The 19,527-nt window shown below is 71.8% G+C and carries 19 protein-coding genes; 17 read left to right on the forward strand and 2 right to left on the reverse strand.

The annotated features are described in order from the left end of the window. The first annotated feature begins 43 nt into the window (after positions 1-43). The 5 genes from ACNQOV_RS05595 (at position 44) to ACNQOV_RS05615 (ending at position 4,689) form a co-directional block, all read left to right on the forward strand. The gene (locus tag ACNQOV_RS05595) at positions 44-391 is read left to right on the forward strand and encodes a histone-like nucleoid-structuring protein Lsr2 (RefSeq protein ID WP_022905815.1); all 348 of its coding nucleotides are present in this window, start codon (positions 44-46) and stop codon (positions 389-391) included. A gap of 153 nt (positions 392-544) precedes the next feature. Beyond that, entirely contained in the window at positions 545-913 is a 369-nt protein-coding gene (locus ACNQOV_RS05600; protein WP_416393711.1) for a YraN family protein, read from the forward strand. Further along, positions 910-2,436 (forward strand): YifB family Mg chelatase-like AAA ATPase, encoded by a 1,527-nt coding sequence (locus ACNQOV_RS05605; protein WP_416393712.1) that lies wholly within the window; start codon positions 910-912, stop codon positions 2,434-2,436. Before ACNQOV_RS05600 ends, ACNQOV_RS05605 begins: the two co-directional genes overlap by 4 nt. Continuing rightward, the gene (gene dprA, locus ACNQOV_RS05610) at positions 2,433-3,632 is read left to right on the forward strand and encodes a DNA-processing protein DprA (RefSeq protein ID WP_416393713.1); all 1,200 of its coding nucleotides are present in this window, start codon (positions 2,433-2,435) and stop codon (positions 3,630-3,632) included. Before ACNQOV_RS05605 ends, dprA begins: the two co-directional genes overlap by 4 nt. Positions 3,633-3,657: 25 nt before the next feature. Next, entirely contained in the window at positions 3,658-4,689 is a 1,032-nt protein-coding gene (locus ACNQOV_RS05615) for a tyrosine recombinase XerC (protein ID WP_416393714.1), read from the forward strand. 43 nt (positions 4,690-4,732) lie between these two features. On the opposite strand, the gene ACNQOV_RS05620 is transcribed toward ACNQOV_RS05615, so the two are convergent. Further along, positions 4,733-5,332 carry a M23 family metallopeptidase gene (locus ACNQOV_RS05620; RefSeq protein ID WP_416393715.1) on the reverse strand — a complete coding sequence of 200 codons (600 nt, stop codon included), beginning with the start codon at positions 5,330-5,332 and terminating at the stop codon, positions 4,733-4,735. Between the two features lie 408 nt (positions 5,333-5,740). Here ACNQOV_RS05620 and ACNQOV_RS05625 point away from each other — a divergent pair, with 408 nt between their 5' ends. From ACNQOV_RS05625 to ACNQOV_RS05670, 10 genes are all read left to right on the forward strand, one after another. Next, a complete protein-coding gene (locus tag ACNQOV_RS05625; RefSeq protein WP_416393716.1) occupies positions 5,741-7,183 on the forward strand; it encodes a sugar porter family MFS transporter in 1,443 nt (480 codons plus the stop codon). A gap of 263 nt (positions 7,184-7,446) precedes the next feature. Then, positions 7,447-8,394: a 30S ribosomal protein S2 gene (gene rpsB, locus ACNQOV_RS05630; RefSeq protein WP_402263644.1), complete on the forward strand. Its 948-nt coding sequence runs from the start codon at positions 7,447-7,449 to the stop codon at positions 8,392-8,394. 81 nt (positions 8,395-8,475) lie between these two features. After that, on the forward strand, positions 8,476-9,303 hold the full coding sequence (tsf, locus tag ACNQOV_RS05635) for a translation elongation factor Ts (RefSeq protein ID WP_402263641.1): 828 nt from the start codon (positions 8,476-8,478) through the stop codon (positions 9,301-9,303). A gap of 153 nt (positions 9,304-9,456) precedes the next feature. Beyond that, complete coding sequence (gene pyrH / locus ACNQOV_RS05640) at positions 9,457-10,176, forward strand: UMP kinase (protein WP_022907890.1); 720 nt, start codon at positions 9,457-9,459, stop codon at positions 10,174-10,176. 47 nt (positions 10,177-10,223) lie between these two features. Beyond that, complete coding sequence (gene frr / locus ACNQOV_RS05645; protein ID WP_022907889.1) at positions 10,224-10,778, forward strand: ribosome recycling factor; 555 nt, start codon at positions 10,224-10,226, stop codon at positions 10,776-10,778. Next, entirely contained in the window at positions 10,778-11,770 is a 993-nt protein-coding gene (locus ACNQOV_RS05650; protein ID WP_416393718.1) for a phosphatidate cytidylyltransferase, read from the forward strand. The genes frr and ACNQOV_RS05650 overlap by 1 nt, the downstream gene beginning before the upstream one ends. A 67-nt stretch (positions 11,771-11,837) precedes the next feature. Beyond that, positions 11,838-12,386, forward strand: a complete 549-nt coding sequence (locus tag ACNQOV_RS05655; RefSeq protein WP_042723970.1) for a DivIVA domain-containing protein — start codon at positions 11,838-11,840, stop codon at positions 12,384-12,386. 60 nt (positions 12,387-12,446) lie between these two features. Beyond that, on the forward strand, positions 12,447-13,430 hold the full coding sequence (locus ACNQOV_RS05660) for a transglycosylase SLT domain-containing protein (protein ID WP_416393720.1): 984 nt from the start codon (positions 12,447-12,449) through the stop codon (positions 13,428-13,430). Positions 13,431-13,444: 14 nt separating this feature from the next. Beyond that, on the forward strand, positions 13,445-13,750 hold the full coding sequence (locus ACNQOV_RS05665; protein ID WP_402263630.1) for a hypothetical protein: 306 nt from the start codon (positions 13,445-13,447) through the stop codon (positions 13,748-13,750). After that, the gene (locus ACNQOV_RS05670) at positions 13,747-14,475 is read left to right on the forward strand and encodes an alpha/beta hydrolase (protein ID WP_416393721.1); all 729 of its coding nucleotides are present in this window, start codon (positions 13,747-13,749) and stop codon (positions 14,473-14,475) included. The genes ACNQOV_RS05665 and ACNQOV_RS05670 overlap by 4 nt, the downstream gene beginning before the upstream one ends. 144 nt (positions 14,476-14,619) lie before the next feature. Here the strand turns inward: ACNQOV_RS05670 and ACNQOV_RS05675 are convergent, their stop codons facing one another. Beyond that, on the reverse strand, positions 14,620-16,512 hold the full coding sequence (locus ACNQOV_RS05675) for a hypothetical protein (protein WP_416393723.1): 1,893 nt from the start codon (positions 16,510-16,512) through the stop codon (positions 14,620-14,622). 186 nt (positions 16,513-16,698) lie between these two features. Here ACNQOV_RS05675 and ACNQOV_RS05680 point away from each other — a divergent pair, with 186 nt between their 5' ends. Both ACNQOV_RS05680 and ACNQOV_RS05685 read left to right on the forward strand, forming a co-directional pair. Further along, positions 16,699-18,435, forward strand: coding sequence for a hypothetical protein (locus tag ACNQOV_RS05680; RefSeq protein ID WP_416393724.1), 1,737 nt, complete (start codon positions 16,699-16,701; stop codon positions 18,433-18,435). Next, positions 18,432-19,445, forward strand: a complete 1,014-nt coding sequence (locus ACNQOV_RS05685; RefSeq protein ID WP_416393725.1) for a tetratricopeptide repeat protein — start codon at positions 18,432-18,434, stop codon at positions 19,443-19,445. The genes ACNQOV_RS05680 and ACNQOV_RS05685 overlap by 4 nt, the downstream gene beginning before the upstream one ends. Positions 19,446-19,527 lie beyond the last annotated feature (82 nt).

Genomic DNA, 19,527 nt, shown 5'->3' on the forward strand with positions numbered 1-19,527 from the left:
TAATGTGAAGGGGATTTCCCGTCCCCTGCACAAGGAGCACGTCATGGCACAGAAGGTCACCGTCCAGCTCGTCGACGACCTCGACGACACCCCGATCACCGCCGGCGCCGGTCGCACCGTCGAATTCGCGTTCGACGGGTCGTCCTACGAGATCGACCTCACCGACGACAACGTCGACAAGTTCCGCGAGGCGATCTCCGACTACGTCGCCGCGGCGCGCAAGGTGTCCGGTCGTCGTTCCGCCGGTGCCGCTCCGAAGGCAGCGCCGAAGCGCGGCAACTCGGAAGAGCTCGCGAAGATCCGCGAATGGGCGAAGGAGAACGGGTACGAGGTCTCGTCCCGCGGTCGCATCTCGACCCAGGTGCAGGAAGCGTACGCAGCCGCGCACTGAGCGCCCTGCTGCAGGACCCCGGACGGCTTCGGCCGACCGGGGTCCTTCCTTTGTCCTCCACAGGTGATCGTCCGCTGATTCCCGTCCACAATTCGTCGAGGTCCGGCTCGATCGTGCTCGGCGGTCCGCGATCGTCGTCGTGGAGGCAACGACATGGAACGATCACCCCTGCGGAACGGCAGTCTCGGACGATTCGGCGAAGAACGGGCTGCGGAATGGCTGGAACGCCACGGATTCCGTCTCGTCGAACGCAATTGGCGGTGTGCGCGGGGTGAGATCGACATCGTCGCGTGGCAGTCGTGCACGCTCTGCTTCATCGAGGTGAAGACACGGTCCGGCGCCGCCACCGGTCATCCCTTCGAAGCGATCACGGCGTCGAAGGTCGCGCGACTGCGGCGACTCGTGCCGGCGTGGTTCGCCGACCACCCCGAGGTGTCCGCGCGGACGATCCGCATCGACGCGGTGGCGGTGCACGTCGACGGTGACCGGGTCGGCGTCGAGCACGTGGCGGGCGTGCTGTGACGGCGGACATCGGGCGTGCCTCGGCGATCGCGCTCGTCGGGGTGCAGGGGCGCGTGATCGAGGTCGAGGCGCACCTCACCAGCCAGCTGCCCGGGTTCAGCATCATCGGCCTGCCGGACGCTGCCCTGGGTGAGGCGCGGGAGCGGGTGCGGTCCGCCAGCGCCCTCGCCGGGTGTCCGCTGCCGGCTCGGCGGATCACCGTGAACCTCACGCCGGCGTCGATCCCGAAACGCGGCTCCGGCTTCGACCTGGCCATCGCCATGGCCGTGCTCGGTGCCGAGGGGATCGCGCCCCGGGTCTCGCGTGACGTCGCGTACATCGGTGAGCTCGGCCTCGACGGACGGGTCCGGCCCGTCCCCGGGGTCATCCCGATGGTGATCGCTGCGCGGGACGCCGCCATCGGCACGGTCGTGGTGCCGGTCGGCAACGTCGACGAAGCACGGATCGTGCCGGGCATCGAGGTGATCGGCACCGCGTCGTTGCGGGCGAGCGCGATCACGGCGGGAGCGCTCCTGCCGCCGGTCGAGACCGATCCGGTGCTGCCGGCGCTCCCGGTCGAGACCCGTCCGGAGGCGCACGACCTGGCCGACGTGATCGGGAACGCTGTGGGTGTCCGGGCCGTGATCGCGGCCGCGGCCGGCGGCCACCACATGTTCCTGCTCGGACCGCCCGGCGCGGGCAAGACGATGCTCGCCGAGCGGCTCCCGGGGCTCCTGCCGGACCTCGATCCCGAGGCTGCGCTCGAGCTCGCCGCGGTGCGCTCGGTCAGCGGACTCGGCAGCCAGTCGTGGAGCGTCCGGCCGCCGTGGGAGGCGCCGCACCACTCGTCGTCGGCGACGGCCCTGATCGGTGGGGGATCGGGCCTGCTCCGACCGGGCGCCGTGTCGCGGGCCACCCGTGGGGTGCTGTTCCTCGACGAGGCGACCGAGTTCCCCCGAGCGGTCCTCGACGCACTCCGGCAGCCGCTCGAGTCCGGTCGGATCACGATCCACCGCAGCGTCGGCAGCGCCGAGTTCCCCGCGCGGTGCCAGGTGGTGCTCGCCGCGAACCCGTGTCCCTGTGGCAACGCCGGGGTCCGCAACGGTCCGCCGTGTTCCTGCAGTCCCAGCACGGTGCGCAAGTACCTCGGGCGGCTCTCGGGGCCGCTCCTCGACCGGATCGACATCCGGGTGGCGGTGCCGCGGGTGACGACGGGTGCCATCCGCGCGACCGAGGGCTCGGCGCCCACGACCGCCGAGGCCGCCGCGCTCGTGGCGACGGCTCGAGGTCGGATGGCCGAACGCCTGCGCGGCACCGGCTGGGCGTGCAACGCCGAGGTCACCGGCCCCTGGCTCCGCGCCGACGGGCGGGCGCAGCCGGGTGCGACGGACCCGCTCGATCGGGCGCTCGACCGCGGCACGCTCACGATGCGGGGGTGGGACCGGGTCATGCGGTTGTCGTGGACGCTGGCGGACCTCGACGACGTCGAGCGTCCAGGCGCCCGGGAAGTCCAGCGGGCACTCGCGTTGCGGAGCGCACTGTGAGCGCCGCGGTCGACGATGACCCGCTCGCTCGGGTCACGTGGAGCGTCCTCGCCGAGCCGGGTGATGCCGTCGCCGGGGAACTCATCGCCCTGTTCGGGCCGCGCCCGGCTCTCGCGCTCGTCCGTCGGGCCGCCAGGACGAACACCGGGGCACTCGTCGAGCGAGTCGGCGCAGCGGCGTCCTTCGCCGACGGTCCGGACCAGGTGCGTACCGCGCTCGATGCCGCCGTGGACAGGTGGCGTCCACGCCTCGCGGGATCGGAGGACCGGGCCGTCGCCGCGACGGCTGCCGCCACCGCGGTCGGAGCCCGGCTGCTGCTCCCGGGGACGCCCGGGTGGCCGAGCGGGCTGGACGACCTCGGACCGCACGCGCCGTTCGTCCTGTGGAGCCGGTCGGACCTCGACGATGCGGTCGGCGCCGCCGGGTGCCGCGGTGCGCTCGCGATCGTCGGCTGCCGGGCGAACACGATCTCAGGGGCCGAGGCCACCGCGGAGATCGCCTCGGTCGCCGCCGACGCCGAGGTCGAGATCGTCTCCGGCGGCGCCTACGGGATCGACGCGGTCGCGCACCGGGTTGCCGTCGCCGCGGGGACGCCCACGACGGCGGTGCTCGCCGGCGGCGTCGACCAGTTCTACCCGGCGGGCAACCACGACCTGCTGCGCAACGTGCTCGGTCGTGGCCGTGTGCTGTCCGAGTCACCGCCGGGGACCCGACCGACGCGCTGGCGCTTCCTCCACCGCAACCGGGTGATCGCCGCCCTGTCCGGCGCCACCGTGGTCGTCGAGGCCGCTGCCCGGTCGGGGGCGCTCAACACCGCCCACCATGCGCTGCACCTCGGTCGGCCGGTGTTCGCCGTGCCCGGTGCGTTCGCATCCGCCGCCTCGGTCGGCTGCCATCGGTTGATCGCCGAGGGGAACGCGCAGATCGTCGTGCATCCGCGTGATCCGGTCACGGCGGTGGTGTCGGGCGCCGGACCCGGTGGGACCGCCTCGCCCGTGGCGACCGAGCTCGTCCTCGGGACCACGTCCGATCCGCTCGTGGTGCGGGTGCTCGACGCGCTCGACCGTCGTCCGCTCGACGTGGACGAGATCGCTCGTCGCAGTGGCCTGTCCGTCGACGACGCGGCCGACGCGCTGGCCCTGGCGCAGCTCGAGGGACTCGCGGTCGCGGCCGCGGCGGGGTGGTGCCGGCGATGACGGTCGTCGGACCTACGCTGGCTGCGTGACCGATGGCAGTCAGGAGCGACTCGAGGTGGCGGTGCACGCGTTCCTCGGCCATGCCCGCCATGCCCGAGGGCTCAGCGAGCAGACCCTCCGCGCCTACGCCAACGACCTCGAGCAGCTCGTCGCGTTCGCGGCGTCGCACGGGGTGGAGCGGCTGGCCGACGTGGAGCTCGAGCTCCTCCGCGACTGGCTGTGGGACGCCGACCACCGCGGGCTGGCCCGGTCCACCATCGCGCGCCGGTCCTCGTCGGTCCGGGCGTTCACCCGGTGGGCGAGCGAAGCCGGGGCGATCACGAACGACCCGGGCGTGCGGCTGCGGGCACCGAAGGGGGCATCGCACCTCCCGCGGGTGGTGTCGTCCGACCAGGTCCGCTCGATGCTCGACGGGCTGGCGGACCGTGCCGCGACCGACGACCCGGCAGCCCTCCGCGACCTCGCGGTGGTGGAGCTCCTCTACGCCGCGGGCATCCGCGTCAGCGAACTCGTCGGCATCGACGTGCGCGACCTCGACCGCGGCCGGCTGACGGTCCGGGTCCTCGGCAAGGGCGGGAAGGAACGTGTCGTCCCGTTCGGTGTCCCGGCGCGTGACGCGCTCGAGGCGTGGCTCGACCGCGGTCGACCGGTGCTGGCGGCGAAGGCCCTGGCGCAGGACGCCTCCCTGGTCGACGGCGCGGCCGGCCCAGGCCACGGTGCGGCGACCGCGGGGAAGGGGACCGGGGCGCGCACCGGGGCGCGCGGCACCTCTTCGCCCACCGAGGCGCTGTTCCTCGGTGACCGCGGCGGCCGACTCGGGGTCCGTGGTGCCTACCGCATCGTCGCCCGGCTGCTGCAGGACCTCCCGGGCGAGGGACCCAGCGGGCCGCACACCTTCCGGCACACCGCGGCCACGCACCTGCTCGACGGGGGAGCGGACCTCCGTGCCGTGCAGGAACTGCTGGGGCACGCGAGCCTCGGGACGACCCAGATCTACACGCACGTCTCCTCCGCACGGCTGCGCGAGGTCTACCGGACGGCCCACCCCCGCGCCTGACCGTCGACGTTCGCGGGCACCGTCGGGTCCGCGCCCCCGGTCGTCACCCCGTCCAGTCGGACTCGGGCAACAGCACCGGCCACGCCGCCTCGGGCAGGTACGGCGTCGGGTCCACGTACCGGTCGTCGAGCCGTGCGCCGAGGTGCAGGCAGGGGTCCGCTGCCGGACAGTGCCCGACCGACACCGTCCCGAGCGGGTCGCCCCGTCCCACGACGTCGCCCGTCCTGACCGTCGGCGCGACCGAGTCCACCGTGCTGCGGAGGCCGCCGCCGTGGTCGATCGTCACGACCCCGCGGCCGGCGACCTGCCCGGCGAACGTCACCGTGCCGTCGTCCACCGCGACGACGACCGTCCCGAGCGCCGCTCCGACGTCGATGCCGCGGTGCCCCGCGGCGTAGTCGTCGGTCGGGGCCTCCCACGGACGGTCGACGACGCGGCTCCCCGTCGGCCACACCCACGGTGCGTCCGACGTCAGGTGGTCGGCATCGCCACGAGACGCCCCGGTCGCATCGGCGCCGCGGCCGGTGATGGACGAGGTGGCGTCGGCTCGGGGCGACCCGGTCACCCACGGGCCACCCGCGGGAACCGAGGCGACCAGCAACGCGAGGGCAGCCATCGCGGGGCCTGCGTGACGGAACGGCATGGGGACAGCCTCCCGGCGGTGGACGCGTCGCGTGCCGGCGGTGGGCCGATCTGTGGAGGACGAGCCGCGCCTCCTGGCCTGTGGAGGTGCAGCGCGACCGACACGCGTGCAACGAGCGACGTCGTCGCTGTCGAACGACGTCGACCCTGTCGCAACCTGGCGGCTGCAACGGTTGCACGCGCGCGGTGACGACATCACCGGTGTCGTACGACGTCGACCATGTCGTTCCGAGTCGGCCCCCGTCCGCGCCCGGCGCCGCGCCGCCGCCCGCGCCGGTTGGCCCCCGCGCCCGATCCCGGAGTACAGTCGGGGCCGCTCCGGAACACGCAACGCCGCTCGGACGGCGAACCAGCCGACCGCCGGGGCACCGTGCAGCATCCCGCACGGCGGCAGGGAACCTGGAGCATCGTGTCGAACGCGACCACGCAGCACGGCGAAGACCGTGCGTTCAAGGGGAAGGTCACGCTGTTCGCCATCGCGGCAGCGGTCGGCGGCTTCCTCTTCGGATTCGACTCGTCCGTCATCAACGGGGCGGTCGAGGCCATCAAGGGCGAGTTCGGCCTGTCCGAGGCCGCCAGCGGCTTCGCGGTCGCATCCGCCCTCATCGGTTGCGCGTTCGGCGCGTACTTCGCCGGCCGCCTCGCGGACCGCTGGGGCCGCACCCGGGTGATGTTCTGGGCCGCCGTCCTGTTCTTCGTGAGCTCGATCGGCAGCGCGTTCGCCTTCGCCACGTGGGACCTCGTGATCTGGCGCCTCGTCGGCGGCCTCGGCATCGGCACCGCGTCGGTCATCGCCCCGGCGTACATCTCCGAGGTCTCGCCGAAGGCCATCCGTGGTCGCCTGGCCTCGTTCCAGCAGCTCGCCATCACGCTCGGTATCTTCGCCGCGCTCCTGTCCGACCAGATCTTCGCGGTGACCGCCGGCGGCGCGTCCGAGCAGGTGCTCGGCCTGGCCGCGTGGCGCTGGATGTTCCTCGTCGGCGTCGTCCCGTCGGTCGTCTACGGCATCCTCGCGATCACGCTCCCGGAGTCGCCGCGCTTCCTCCTCGCCAACGGTCGGACCGACGACGCGCGTGCCGTGATGGGCAAGATCGTGCCGCGCGACACGGTGAACACCAGCCTCGAGGAGATCCAGGACGGCATCAAGAAGGAGGCCAGCGAGAAGAAGGGCTCCATCCGGGGCAACCGCTTCGGGCTCCAACCGATCGTCTGGGTCGGCATCATCCTCGCGGTGCTGCAGCAGTTCGTCGGCATCAACGTGATCTTCTACTACTCGACGACGCTCTGGCAGGCCGTCGGCTTCAAGGAGGACCAGTCCTTCCTCATCTCGACCATCACCTCGGTCGTGAACGTCGCCGTCACCTTCATCGCCATCTTCACGGTCGACAAGCTCGGCCGGAAGCCGCTCCTCATCGCGGGTTCGACGGGCATGTTCGTGTCGCTGCTGATGGTCGCGATCGCGTTCTCGCAGGCGACGATCGTGAACGGCGAGCCGAACCTGCCCGGTGCGTGGGGCGTCATCGCGCTGATCTTCGCGAACCTCTTCGTCGTGTCCTTCGGCGCCACCTGGGGTCCGCTCATGTGGGTCCTGCTGGGTGAGATGTTCCCGAACCGCATCCGTGCAACGGCGCTCGGCGTCGGGTCCGCGGCGAACTGGATCGCGAACTTCCTCGTCACCATCACGTTCCCGGTCCTGTCCGGCTTCAACCTGACCGTGACGTACGGCATCTACGCGCTGTTCGCACTGCTCTCCCTGTTCTTCGTCATCGCGAAGATCCCGGAGACCAAGGGCCGCTCGCTCGAGGAGATGGGCATCACCGCCGAGGGCGACACGGTCGACGCCAAGGCCTGACGCACCAGCGTCACCACCGTCCAGGAGGCGCGGTGCGGGTCCGTCCCGCACCGCGCCTGACGTCTGTTAGCATCTATCCAGCAGCGCGCTGAGCGCGCTGACTTCGCGTGTCCACACGCACTCCACGGCCACCGGTCCTGCTCTCGCGAGCGGGCGGCCGTCCGGGGTGGGGCACCAGGGGCCACGACCACCGGTCGTGACCGACACAACCGCAACCGTGTACGCGGCTCAACAGCCGCGTGCCGAGAACAAGGAGGGACGGCATGGCCGTCGTCACCATCCGCCAGCTGCTCGACAGCGGCGTTCACTTCGGACACCAGACCCGTCGGTGGAACCCGAAGGTGAAGCGATTCATCCTCGCCGAGCGCTCCGGCATCCACATCATCGACCTGCAGCAGTCGCTGGCCTTCATCGACCGTGCGTACGACTTCGTCAAGGAGACGGTCGCGCACGGTGGGACGATCCTCTTCGTCGGCACCAAGAAGCAGGCCCAGGGCTCCATCGCCGAGCAGGCGACCCGCGTCGGCCAGCCGTACGTCAACCAGCGTTGGCTCGGCGGTCTGCTCACGAACTTCCAGACGGTCTCCAAGCGCCTCGCGCGCATGAAGGAGCTCGAGGAGATCGACTTCGACGACACCACGAAGGGCTTCACCAAGAAGGAGCTCCTCATCAAGAAGCGCGAGCTGGACAAGCTCCACAAGACCCTCGGTGGTATCCGCAACCTCACGCGGACCCCGAGCGCGCTCTGGATCGTCGACACCAAGAAGGAGCACCTCGCGGTCGACGAGGCGCAGAAGCTCGGTATCCCGATCATCGGCATCCTCGACACCAACTGCGACCCGGACGAGATCACCTACCCGATCCCGGGCAACGACGACGCGATCCGCTCCGTCGGCCTCCTCACCCGCATCGTCGCCGACGCCGCGGCCGAGGGCCTGAAGACCCGCCACAACGGTGGCGACGACGAGGCTGCCGCAGAGCCCCTCGCCGAGTGGGAGCAGGAGCTCCTCGGTGGCGAGACCGCGACGCCGGCCGCGACCGAGACGTCCGCCGCGACCGAGACCCCGGTCGAGGGCAGCACCGTCGAAGAGAACGACGCCGACGCGCAGGTCGCCGCGAAGGAGATCGGCGAGCCGATCGCCGACGACGCGAAGAACGCGGAGCCGACGGCCGAGGCCGAGGCCGCTGCGGAGACCACCCCCGCCGAGTGACGATCGGGGGCGCCGGGCCGGTCGGTCCGGCGCCCCTGCTCCACTCTCCACTACCGCACAGTCCAGAAAGGACTCCAGTCAATGGCCAACTACAGCCTTGCTGACGTGAAGAAGCTCCGCGAGGACCTCGGGGCCGGCATGATGGACGCGAAGAACGCGCTCGTCGAGGCCGACGGCGACTACGACAAGGCCGTCGAGCTCCTCCGCATCAAGGGCGCGAAGGCCGTCGCCAAGCGCGACGACCGTGCGACGTCCGAGGGTGTCGTCGTCGCGTCGACCGACGGTGGCGCCGCGACCGTCGTCGAGCTCGCGAGCGAGACCGACTTCGTCGCGAAGAACGAGAAGTTCACCACGCTCGCCGACAAGGTCGTCGCCGCGGTCGCCGCCGCCGGTGCCGCCGACGTCGAGGCCGGGAACGCCGCGCCGCTCGACGGCAAGACGGTCGCCGAGGCGATCGACGAGGCTGCCGCCGCACTCGGCGAGAAGCTCGCGCTCCGCACGGTCACCCGTGTCGAGGGCGACGCGTTCGAGGTCTACCTGCACAAGACCAGTCAGGACCTGCCCCCGCAGATCGCCGTCGTCATCGCCTACTCGGGCTCCGACGCGGCCGAGGCCCGTTCCATCGCGCAGCACGTCGCGTTCGCGAATCCCTCGTACCTCACGCGTGCGGACGTCCCGGCCGAGGCCATCGAGAAGGAGCGCGCCACCGTCGAGGCGATCACGCGCGAAGAGGGCAAGCCCGAGGCCGCCCTCCCGAAGATCGTCGAGGGTCGCGTCAACGCCTACATCAAGCAGGTGTCGCTCCTCGACCAGGACTACGCGAAGGACAACAAGATCTCCGTCGCGAAGGCCGCCGAGAACGCCGGCATCACGATCCAGGGCTTCGCCCGCGTCAAGGTCGGCGCGTAACGAACCCGTGACGGGGCTCGGAACCACCAGGTTCCGGGCCCCGTTTTCGCGCGCCGACACGCGCGGACCCCGTCGGGAGGCACGACCTGCCCCCGCCGGACCGGCTGCGGCCGGGTAGATTCCCACGAGACATTCGACGAAGGGTGCGACCACATGACGAACGAGAAGACCGGCCGCCGCCGGGTCCTGCTGAAGCTGTCGGGGGAGGCGTTCGGTGCCGGTTCGCTCGGCGTGAACCCGGACGTCATCAGCACGATCGCGAAGGAGATCGCGGTCGCCGCGCAGGACGTCGAGGTCGCGATCGTCGTCGGCGGCGGCAACTTCTTCCGCGGCGCGGAGCTCTCCCAGCGCGGCATGGACCGCGGGCGCGCCGACTACATGGGCATGCTCGGGACGGTCATGAACGCGCTGGCGCTGCAGGACTTCCTCGAGCAGGCCGGTGCCGCCACGCGCGTGCAGTCGGCGATCAGCATGACCCAGGTTGCCGAGCCGTACATCCCGCGGCGGGCCGAGCGCCACCTCGAGAAGGGACGCATCGTGATCTTCGGTGCCGGCGCGGGGCTCCCGTACTTCTCGACCGACACGGTCGCGGCCCAGCGTGCCCTCGAGATCGACGCGCAGGAGGTCCTCGTCGCCAAGAACGGCGTCGACGGCGTCTACACGGCCGACCCGAAGAAGGACGCCACGGCCGAGAAGCTCCACCACGTCACCTACCAGGACGCTCTCCTCAAGGGGCTCAAGGTCGTCGACGCGACCGCGTTCTCGCTCTGCATGGACAACGGCATGCCGATGCACGTCTTCGGCATGGAGGGCGACGGCAACGTCGCAGCGGCCATCCGGGGCGAGCGCATCGGCACGGTGGTCAGCAACTGACCCCGTCCGCTGACTAGACTCGACGCCAGTACCGAAGGAGTAACACCGTGATCAGTGATGTCCTGACCGAAGCCACCGAGAAGATGGCGAAGGCGGTCGAGGTCGCCAAGGACGACTTCTCGACCGTCCGCACCGGCCGCATCAACGCGGCGCTCTTCCAGAAGATCCCGGTCGACTACTACGGCACGCCGACGCCGCTCGCGCAGCTGGCGTCCCTGCAGACGCCCGAGGCGCGCACGCTCATCGTGACGCCGTACGACAAGTCCGCACTCAAGGAGATCGAGCGCGCCATCGCGACGTTCCCGAACCTCGGTGCGAGCCCGACCAACGACGGGGACATCGTCCGCGTCACCATCCCGGAGCTCACCCAGGACCGCCGCAAGGAGTTCGTGAAGCTCGTGCGCGGCAAGGGCGAGGACCACAAGGTCGTCATCCGCAACATCCGCCGCAAGGCCAAGGACGACCTCGACGCGCTGAAGGGCGAGATCTCGGACGACGAGATCTCCCGTGGCGACAAGGACCTCGAGGCCCTGACCAAGAAGCACGTCGACCAGATCGACGACTCGCTGAAGAAGAAGGAAGCCGAACTCCTCGAGGTCTGATGCGTCGTCCGGACCAGGGCGGTGACCGCCCCACAGCAGAGAAGCGTTCCGCCAAGGGGCTGCGTCAGGACTTCGATGCGCGCGCACGCGCTGCGCGCACCGACTTCGAGGCGCAGCTCCGGCAGCGGAAGGCCGACTTCGGCGTCCGCAACGAGGCCCTGACGGCGCGGACCGGGCGGAACCTCCCGGCCGCGATCGGGATCGCCCTCGCCTTCGCGGTCGTGATGCTCGGGTCGTTGCTCATCTGGAAGCCGTCGTTCATGGTCGTCGCGGCGTTCCTGCTCGGCGTCGGCGTGTACGAGCTCGCCAGCGCCATGCGCTTCGCCGGACGCGACGTCCCGCGCATCCCGAGCGTGCTCGTGAGCGTGGCGGTCGTCCCCGCGGCGTTCCTCGGCGGCCAGATCCCGGCGCTGTTCACGCTGCTCGGGGGCATCGTCCTCATCATCCTGTGGCGCCTCGTCGAGGTCGTCGTCACGCGGGACAAGCCCTCGGCCGGCAACGTCACGCGCGACCTCACGGACGGGTTGTTCGTGCAGGCGTACATCACCCTGCTCGGCGCGTGCGTCGTCCTGCTGGCCGCCCAGCCCGACGGCCAGTTCTGGGTGATCGCGTTCATCCTCGTCGTGGTCGCGGTGGACACCGGCGCCTACGCCACCGGGCTCAACCTCGGCAAGCACCCGATGGCGCCCCGGATCAGCCCGAAGAAGACGTGGGAGGGCTTCGCCGGGTCCGTCGCGGCGAGCATCGTCGTCGGCATCATCGTCTCGTGGCTCATGCTCGGTCTGCCGTGGTGGTCGGGCGTCATCCTCGGCGTGCTCATCTCCGGGTCCGCCACGCTCGGCGACCTCACCGAGTCGATGATCAAGCGCGACCTCGGCATCAAGGACATCTCGTCGTTCCTGCCGGGTCACGGCGGGCTCCTCGACCGGATCGACAGCATCCTGCCGTCGGCCGCCGTCGCCTACGTGCTGTACCTCGTCGTCAACCACTGAACGGTCTCGGGTCCGGCGCCCAGCGCGTCCAGGACACACCATGGTCCGGTCCTGGCAGAATGTCGCCGTGGCCACCACCTTCCCGAACGCAGACCGCTCCGCCCTCGGATACGACGTCGACGAGGTCGAGCGTTTCCTCGAGGACGCCCGTCGGGCCTACACGGCCAACGACACCGCTCCGGCGATCGAGGCAGCGAAGATCCGCGCGACGGCCTTCTCGATGCGCAAGGGCGGCTACTCGACCGCGCACGTCGACGCGGCGCTCGAGCGCCTCGAGGACGCCTTCGCAGCCCGCGAGCGCGAGCGGGAGATCGCGGAGATTGGGCAGAAGGCCTGGTACGCCGAGGCGCGGTCGAAGGCCTCCGACGTCGTCGCCCGGTTGGAGCGTCCGGACGGCCAGCGGTTCGGTCGGGTGAGCTTCCTCGGCACCGGGTACCACCCGAAGGACGTCGACGCGTTCGCGACGCGGCTCGAGGGCTACTTCCGCGACGGCAAGCCGCTCAGCCTGACCGAGGTGCGTTCGATCGTCTTCCGCCCGAAGCACGGTGGCTACCGCGAAGCCCAGGTCGACGCCCTGCTCGACGCCGTCGTCGAGGTCATGCTCGCTGTCCGCTGACGACGCGCTGACCGCGGGTGCTTCGCTTTCCGTGATCGTTCCGTTATCCTGGTCGAACTCATGGGCAGGCACACGGCAGACATCAGCTCCGACCGCGATACCCGCGAGCACCTCGGCCTCACGGCCGCCGGTGAGCGCCGCGCGGCACTGAACCGAACCCGCACGGCGGAGAACTCGGTCCTCCCGGCGAACCCGACGGTGGTCACGGCATCGGTGCCGACCACTCCGGTCGTCGCCCCCAAGTCGGTCGCAGCGAACCGCGTGTCGGACACCACCGACGCCCAGGCCTCGGCCGTGCGTGCCGTGCCCGCCACGCCGGCCGACCCGCGCATCGTCACGCAGCGCCGTGCCCGCGCCGTGGCCGCCTCGACGAAGCCGTCGTCGCCGCAGAGCGTGAACACCTTCATGCGCAAGCGCGCGACCGTGCCGGTGCTGTCATTCTTCGCCGTTTCCGGCATCGTCGTCGGCTCGCTGTTCAACCCGCTCCAGCCCGACGTGGCGCAGGCGGCCGTGTCCGCACCGGTGCTCGTCAAGGCACCGGCAGCGCCGCAGGAGTTCACCGCCCACGGCACCTACGCCGCGTTCGACGTCTCCCGCGACGGGTACGGCGTCACCCTGCCGAAGCCCAAGGTCGTCGAGAAGCCGAAGACCGAGACGGACACCGCCGAGTCCGACACCGCCACCGACTCCACCGCCTCGGTGAGCGCCGAGAACACCCTCGCGGCGACCGCTGCGACGCCGGACCCGGGCAGCGCCCAGGCCATCGCGCAGCAGATGGTGGCCGCTCGTGGCTGGGGGACCGACCAGTACAACTGCCTCGTGTCGCTGTGGAACAAGGAATCGGGCTGGCGCGTCAACGCCTACAACCCGAGCGGTGCCTACGGCATCCCGCAGGCGCTCCCCGGCAGCAAGATGGCCTCGGCCGGCGCCGACTGGCAGACGAACCCGGCGACGCAGATCACCTGGGGTCTCAACTACATCTCCGGCGTCTACGGCACGCCGTGCGGTGCGTGGGGCCACAGCGTCGCGAACAACTGGTACTGATCGGCTGAACGCAGGTGCCGCGGAGCAACCGGCCGCGACGCCCACGGGGGCGCGGGCCTGAGCACGACGACGAGCCCACCGGTCTCGACCGGATGATGAGCTCGTGGAAGCGCACCGAGGTGCGTCGGGGTCGCGAGTACCTCGTGCAGCCGGTCTCGGCCGCGTCGGCGCAGAAGGAGTACGTCTGCCCGGGGTGTGGCGGCGCGGTGCTGCCCGGTGTGGCGCACGTCGTCGTCTGGCGTGCCGACGGGGTCCTCGGCGACGAGGCCGACCTCGCGTCGCGCCGTCACTGGCACAACCACTGCTGGAGCATCGCATGAGCACCGAGATCCGTTCGAACACCGAGCTGCCGGCACGACGCACGGAAGTCGAACTCGTCACCGACGACCACCTCACGCTCGTCGGCGAGCTGGCGGAGCCGCTGGAGCACACTGCGCGCGGCACGATCGTGACCCTGCACCCGCTGCCCACCGCGCACGGGTTCATGGACTCGCACGTGCTGAAGAAGGCGGCGGCGCGGCTGCCGGCACTCGCGGACATCGCGGTGCTCCGCTTCAACTTCCGGTCGGTGACCTCGCCGCGCGGGACGTCCGAGGGTGTGTTCGGCGACGGTGTCTCCGAGGGCTTCGACCTGCGCGCGGCCGTCACCGACGTCGTCGACCGGGGGCTGCCGACGCCGTGGCTCGTGGGGTGGTCCTTCGGCACCGAGGTGATCCTCAAGCACGCGCTGGAGCACGTCGAGGCCGGCCGGGTCGCCGGGGTCGTCCTGCTCTCGCCGCCCCTGCACCGGACGACCGACGAGGAACTGGCCCGCTGGGCGGACGTCACCGTCCCCGTCGTCGCGCTCGTGCCGGAGCACGACGACTTCCTCCGGCCGGACCAGGCGGAGCGCCGGTTCGCCGTCGCGCCGAACGTGCGCGTCGTGCCGGTCGACGGTGCCAAGCACCTCTGGGTGGGGGAGAAGTACGTCCGGATCGTGCTCGACGCGATCGCGGACCTCGTCGTGCCGGGCAGCGCACCGCTGCCGACGCACGTCACCGACTGAGCGAAACCCGGCGACGCCCACCGACTGAGCGCCGCACCGCACCGCTCACCGACCGAGCGCCGCGCTGCACGGCCCTGGGCCCCGCGCGTCGACGACGGGAGCCCGTCCAGGAGGCGCGACCCGCGCCTCCTGGACGGGTCGCGTTCAGCGGGCGGTCGCGTCCTCGTCGTCGGTGACGGTCTCGTCGTCGCGCACCGTCTCGTCGTCGGGCTCGACGACGATCTCGGCCGGCGTCGCGCCGTCGGCCGACGGCGCCGTGCCGAGCAGGCCGGTCGCGTGCGTGAGCACGCCGCGCAGGTTCTCGAGGTAGCCGGCCACCGCGTCGCGCTCGGTCCGGATCGCCGCGAGACGGTCCTCGGACTCGGCGATGATGCCGGCCGTGCGCTCCTCGGCGTCCGCGATCATCTGGTGGACGCGGTCCTGTGCGTCGGCGACGATCGTCCGCGCGTGCTCCTGCGCGTCCGACGTGCTGGAGCGCTCGAGGTCGTCGGCCTCCTGCTGGAGGCGTTCGGCACGCTCACGGGCCTCGGTCGCCCGACGCGTCGCCTCGGCGAGCTGCAGGTTGGCCTCGTCGAGGTACTTCTGCGTCTCGGTGACGGTGTCGTGGTGTTTCTGCAGGTAGTCCTGCTCGGCGTCGTCGCGTCGGGCGGTGAGCTCGGACTCGAGGGTCGTGCGAGCCTCGTCGCGTTCGCGGGCGATCTCGGCGCGGACCTCGTCGCGCTCCCGGACGAGGTCGGCTCGGGCGGTGTCGATCTCCTGCCGGAGTGCCGTGCGCTCGGCCTCGAGCGCGTCGAGCTCGGCGGTGCGGCGGTCGGCGATCTCGGTGTCGACCTCGGCGTGCTCGCGTTCGCGGCGGGCGGCGAGTTCGTTCTCGTGCTCGCGGGCGGCGCGCTCCGCGGTCGCCTCGGCCTCGACGCGCTCACGCTCGATGCGGGCCGCGTGCTCGTCGAGTTCGCGGGCGATGCGGTCAGCGGTCTCCTGCACGAGGCGGGCGTTCTCGGCGCGGGTCTGCTCCTCGTCGACGCGGAGCTGGGCGCGTGCGGCCTCGATCTCCTGTTCGAGGGCGGTGCGGGCGGACGCGAGTTCGCGGTCCCACTCGGCCCGGGCCGCGGCGAGTTCCTCGTCGTGGACGCGACGGCGGTCGCCGAGCTCGGTGTCCAGGTCGGCGCGACGGCGGTCCACCTCGGCGGCGAGGTCGGCGCGGCCGGTCTCGAGCTCGATCGTGTGCGCCGCGAGCTGCTCGTCCCGCTCGCGGTGCCAGGCGGCGCGGCCCTCGGTGACCTCGCGCTCGAGGGCGTCACGGCGGGTGGACTCGTCGCGGTCGAGGTCCTCGGTGCGTCGAGCGTGGTCGGCCTCGAAGACACTGCGGCGGTGCTCGGTCTCGCGGGCGAGGTCGGCGGCGGCCCGTCGTGCCTCGGCGGACTCGCGCTGCGTGACCTCGCGGAGCTCGGCGACCTCGTGCTCGACGCGGGCACGCAGGGCGTTGGTCTCGCGGATGGCGACGGACCGGACCTCGGCTGCCTCGGTCACGGCGGCGCCCCGGATGGCGGCCGCCTCGTTGCGGGCGTCCTGCGTGAGGAGGCCGGCCTCGGCGCGGGCGCGCTCGACCGTGTCGGCGGACTCGGCCCGGGCACGCGTGAGCTCGTTGGTCGCGCGGGTGCGGGCGTCCTCGAGCGTGTCGCGGGCCTCGTCCTGTGCCTCACGCAGGGTGCGGTCGGCCTCGGCACGGCTCGAGGCGCGCAGTCGCTGCGCGTCGATGTCGGCCTGGCTGATGAGCCGGGTGGACTGTTCCTCGGCGACGCGGAGGGTCGACTCGAGGCGGGTGCCGAGTCCGCTGTAGGTGGGGGTGCCGGCCTCGTCGAGCTCGCCCTGCAGCTCGGAGACGCGCGCCTGCAGGAGACGGATCTCCTTCGCGGCGTCCGCGCGGTCGTTGTTCGACTTGATGAGCTCGCGACGCAGATCGTTCAGCGAGCGGTCCACGTCTTCGCGGCGGTACCCGCGCAGCTCGGTCCCGAACTCTGCCTCGTCGTTCGCCACGTGTTCGCTCCTGGGTGCTCGGCGGAGGGCACAGGGAAGGCCCGGCCACGATTGTAGTGGCGAGCGGGGACGGCGGGCTGTGACCGTCGACAGCGCCGGGGGATGCGCCGTCCAGACTCCCTCGCTATCCTGGAGCGCTGATTCGCGCGCCGTCACCCCACCCCCGGCGCGGTAGGGAGAAGATCCGTGCGATTCGTCCTGGCGATCGTCAGTTTCGTCATCGGTCTGCTGCTCGTCGCCCTCGCGGTCGGCCAGCGGACCGTGTTCGAGCCACCGTCGTCCCTCGTCGCGGCATCGTCCTCGAAGAGCTCCGCCCCGGTCACCGTGATCCCCGGCTCGACGCTCAACGCCAACCCCGGGTACCAGCGCATCAACGTCTCCGGCTCGGGCACGGTCTTCGCCGCCTACGGCAAGACGAGCGACGTGGACGCCTGGATCGGTGACGCGAAGCACACCACCATGCGCTTCGACGCCGAGCAGGCGAAGCTCGTCGGCCGCACGACCGGGTCCGAGGACTCCGTGCCGGACCCGGCCGGCAGCGACCTCTGGTACCAGGAGTACGACGGCGCCGGGCAGTTCACGGTCCGCCTGCCCGAGGACGTCAGCGTGATCATCGTCGGTGACGGCGAGAACGCGGCGCCGAGCGACGTCTCGGTGACCTGGCCCCGCGACACCGCGACCCCGAGCGTCGGTCCGCTGCTCGTGGCCGGTGGTGTCTTCCTCGTGGGCGGCATCGTCCTGCTCGTCTGGGCCTTCGTGCACCAGCGCCGTGGTCGCGGGCCGCGCCGACGCAGCGGGGGATCCCGTCCGCCGCGCGTCCGGGCCTCCCGCCGTGCCGCCGCAGCCGGCGCGCAGGTTCCGGTCCGCGGTCGCCGCGGCCGTCGGGCCCTGGTGGCGGTGCCGGTGGTGCTCGTCGGCGCCCTCGGCCTCGCCGGCTGCTCCTCCGACTACTGGCCGCAGGGCGGGTCGGCGGCCACCCCGACCCCGACCGCGACCGCGACGGGCACGGCCGTGCAGAACGAGCCGACCGCCGCGACCAAGCAGCAGATCACGCGCATCGTCCAGCGCGTGGCCGAGGTCGCGAAGAAGGCCGACGACGCCCGTGACGCCAAGATCGCGGCCGAGCGCTTCACCGGCGCCGCCCTCGACCTGCGCGAGGCGAACTACACGATCCGCGGCAAGGACGCGGACGTCGACGCACCGCCGGCGATCTCGGCCGGCCAGGTGTGCGTGGCGCTGCCGCAGCAGACCGACTCGTGGCCGCGCACGGTGTTCGCCGTCGTCGCCGAGGACTGCGACGCCAAGTCGGCCCCCCAGGCGCTGACGCTCGTGCAGGACTCCGCCCGCGACGACTACAAGGTCGCCTACGACGTGTCGCTCGAGGCCGCGGCGAAGATCCCGAGCCTCGCACCCACGTCGATCGGCGCCGCCCTGCTCGCGTCGAACACGAAGCTGCTCTCGATCGCCCCGGACGAGATCGCGACCGCGTACGGCGACATCCTGTCGAAGGACTCGGACAGCTCGTACGCGTCGCTCTTCCAGTCCGACGGCGACGGCCTCCGGTCGACCATCGGCAAGGCCTACAAGGACAAGAAGTCCGAGTCGCTGCCGGACACCGCGAAGATCGAGTACTCGTCCGAGGTGCCCGACGACAGCGCGGTGGCGATCGCGACCGACGGCGCCGGCGCGCTCGTGTCCGCCGACCTGAACGAGGTCGAGAAGGTCACGCCGACCGCCGCCGGAGCCGAGGTCAACACCGAGGGCGCGGTCAAGGCGCTCTCCGGCGTCGACTCCAGCACGAAGGGCATCAGCGCCACCTACGGCGTGCAGCTGCTCTTCTACGTGCCCCCGGTGGGCACCGATGACAAGGTGGTCCTGCTCGGGTTCACGCAGGGCCTGACAGCAGCGAGTGAGGTGCAATGACCAACGTCCCCCCGACCCCGTCCGGTCTCCGCGGAGCCGTCGACCTGTCGTCCCTGGTGGACCGCGCCCAGCGGCCCCCGCAGCCCGGTGGTGCTCCCTCCGGTGCGGCGGGCACCGGGCCCGGTGCCGCCGTCGACGGCGCTGCCGGCAGCGAGACCGGCGCAGACCTGACGGTCCCGTCGCTCGTCCTCGACGTCACCGACCAGACGTTCCAGGACGTCCTGCAGCTGTCCACGATCGTCCCGGTGATCGTCGACATCTGGGCCGAGTGGTGCGGGCCGTGCAAGCAGCTCTCGCCGATCCTCGAGCAGCTCACCGCCGAGTACGACGGCCGTGTGCTGCTCGCCAAGGTGGACGCCGACACGAACCCGCAGCTCGTGCAGGCGTTCCAGGCGCAGTCGATCCCGACCGTGGCCGCGCTCATCGGAGGACGCCCGCTCGGGCTCTTCGTCGGTGCGCTCCCCGAGGCGCAGGTCCGCGACGTCTACGAGCAGGTCCTCGCCGCCGCCGAGCAGAACGGCGTCTCCGGGCGCGTGCACGTCGACGGTGCCCCGGCGACCGAGACCGTGGAGCAGGGCGAACCCGAGCCGGAGCCGCTCCCGCCGCACCACCAGGCGGCGTACGACGCGATCGAGCAGGGTGACTTCGCCACCGCGATCCAGGAGTACAAGACCGCGATCGCGCAGGACCCGCACGACCAGATGGCGGTCGCGGGTCTCGCGCAGGTCTCGCTGCTCGACCGGCTCGACGGGCGAACAGCCGACGACATCCGTGCCGCTGCCGCCGCCGGGCCGTCCGACGTCCCGGCGCAGCTCGCGGTCGCGGACCTCGACGTCTCCGGTGGGCACGTCGAGGACGCGTTCGGGCGGCTGCTCGACCTCGTCCCGACGGTGTTCGGCGACGACCGCGAGGCCCTGCGCGTCCGGCTCGTCGAGTACTTCGAGCTGATCGGCGCCGAGGACCCGCGTGTCGTCGCGGCCCGACGACGCCTGGCGAGCGCGCTGTACTGACCGCTCGCCCGTCGCCGAGGGCGCACGGGCGGGACGCCACCACACGACGGACGGGAGGCGCGGGGCCCGCCCCCCCCGCGCC

This window comes from Curtobacterium sp. LFS084 (genome assembly GCF_047977705.1).
Classification (GTDB): domain Bacteria; phylum Actinomycetota; class Actinomycetes; order Actinomycetales; family Microbacteriaceae; genus Curtobacterium.

Excerpts from the sequence above, each read along its gene's own strand:
- ACNQOV_RS05595 (WP_022905815.1), top strand. The coding sequence starts at position 44 with ATGGCACAGAAGGTCACCGTCCAGCTCGTCGACGACCTCGACGACACC.
- ACNQOV_RS05600 (WP_416393711.1), top strand. The coding sequence starts at position 545 with ATGGAACGATCACCCCTGCGGAACGGCAGTCTCGGACGATTCGGCGAA.
- ACNQOV_RS05620 (WP_416393715.1), bottom strand. The coding sequence starts at position 5,332 with ATGCCGTTCCGTCACGCAGGCCCCGCGATGGCTGCCCTCGCGTTGCTG.
- rpsB (WP_402263644.1), top strand. The coding sequence starts at position 7,447 with ATGGCCGTCGTCACCATCCGCCAGCTGCTCGACAGCGGCGTTCACTTC.
- tsf (WP_402263641.1), top strand. The coding sequence starts at position 8,476 with ATGGCCAACTACAGCCTTGCTGACGTGAAGAAGCTCCGCGAGGACCTC.
- pyrH (WP_022907890.1), top strand. The coding sequence starts at position 9,457 with ATGACGAACGAGAAGACCGGCCGCCGCCGGGTCCTGCTGAAGCTGTCG.
- ACNQOV_RS05650 (WP_416393718.1), top strand. The coding sequence starts at position 10,778 with ATGCGTCGTCCGGACCAGGGCGGTGACCGCCCCACAGCAGAGAAGCGT.
- ACNQOV_RS05660 (WP_416393720.1), top strand. The coding sequence starts at position 12,447 with ATGGGCAGGCACACGGCAGACATCAGCTCCGACCGCGATACCCGCGAG.
- ACNQOV_RS05670 (WP_416393721.1), top strand. The coding sequence starts at position 13,747 with ATGAGCACCGAGATCCGTTCGAACACCGAGCTGCCGGCACGACGCACG.
- ACNQOV_RS05685 (WP_416393725.1), top strand. The coding sequence starts at position 18,432 with ATGACCAACGTCCCCCCGACCCCGTCCGGTCTCCGCGGAGCCGTCGAC.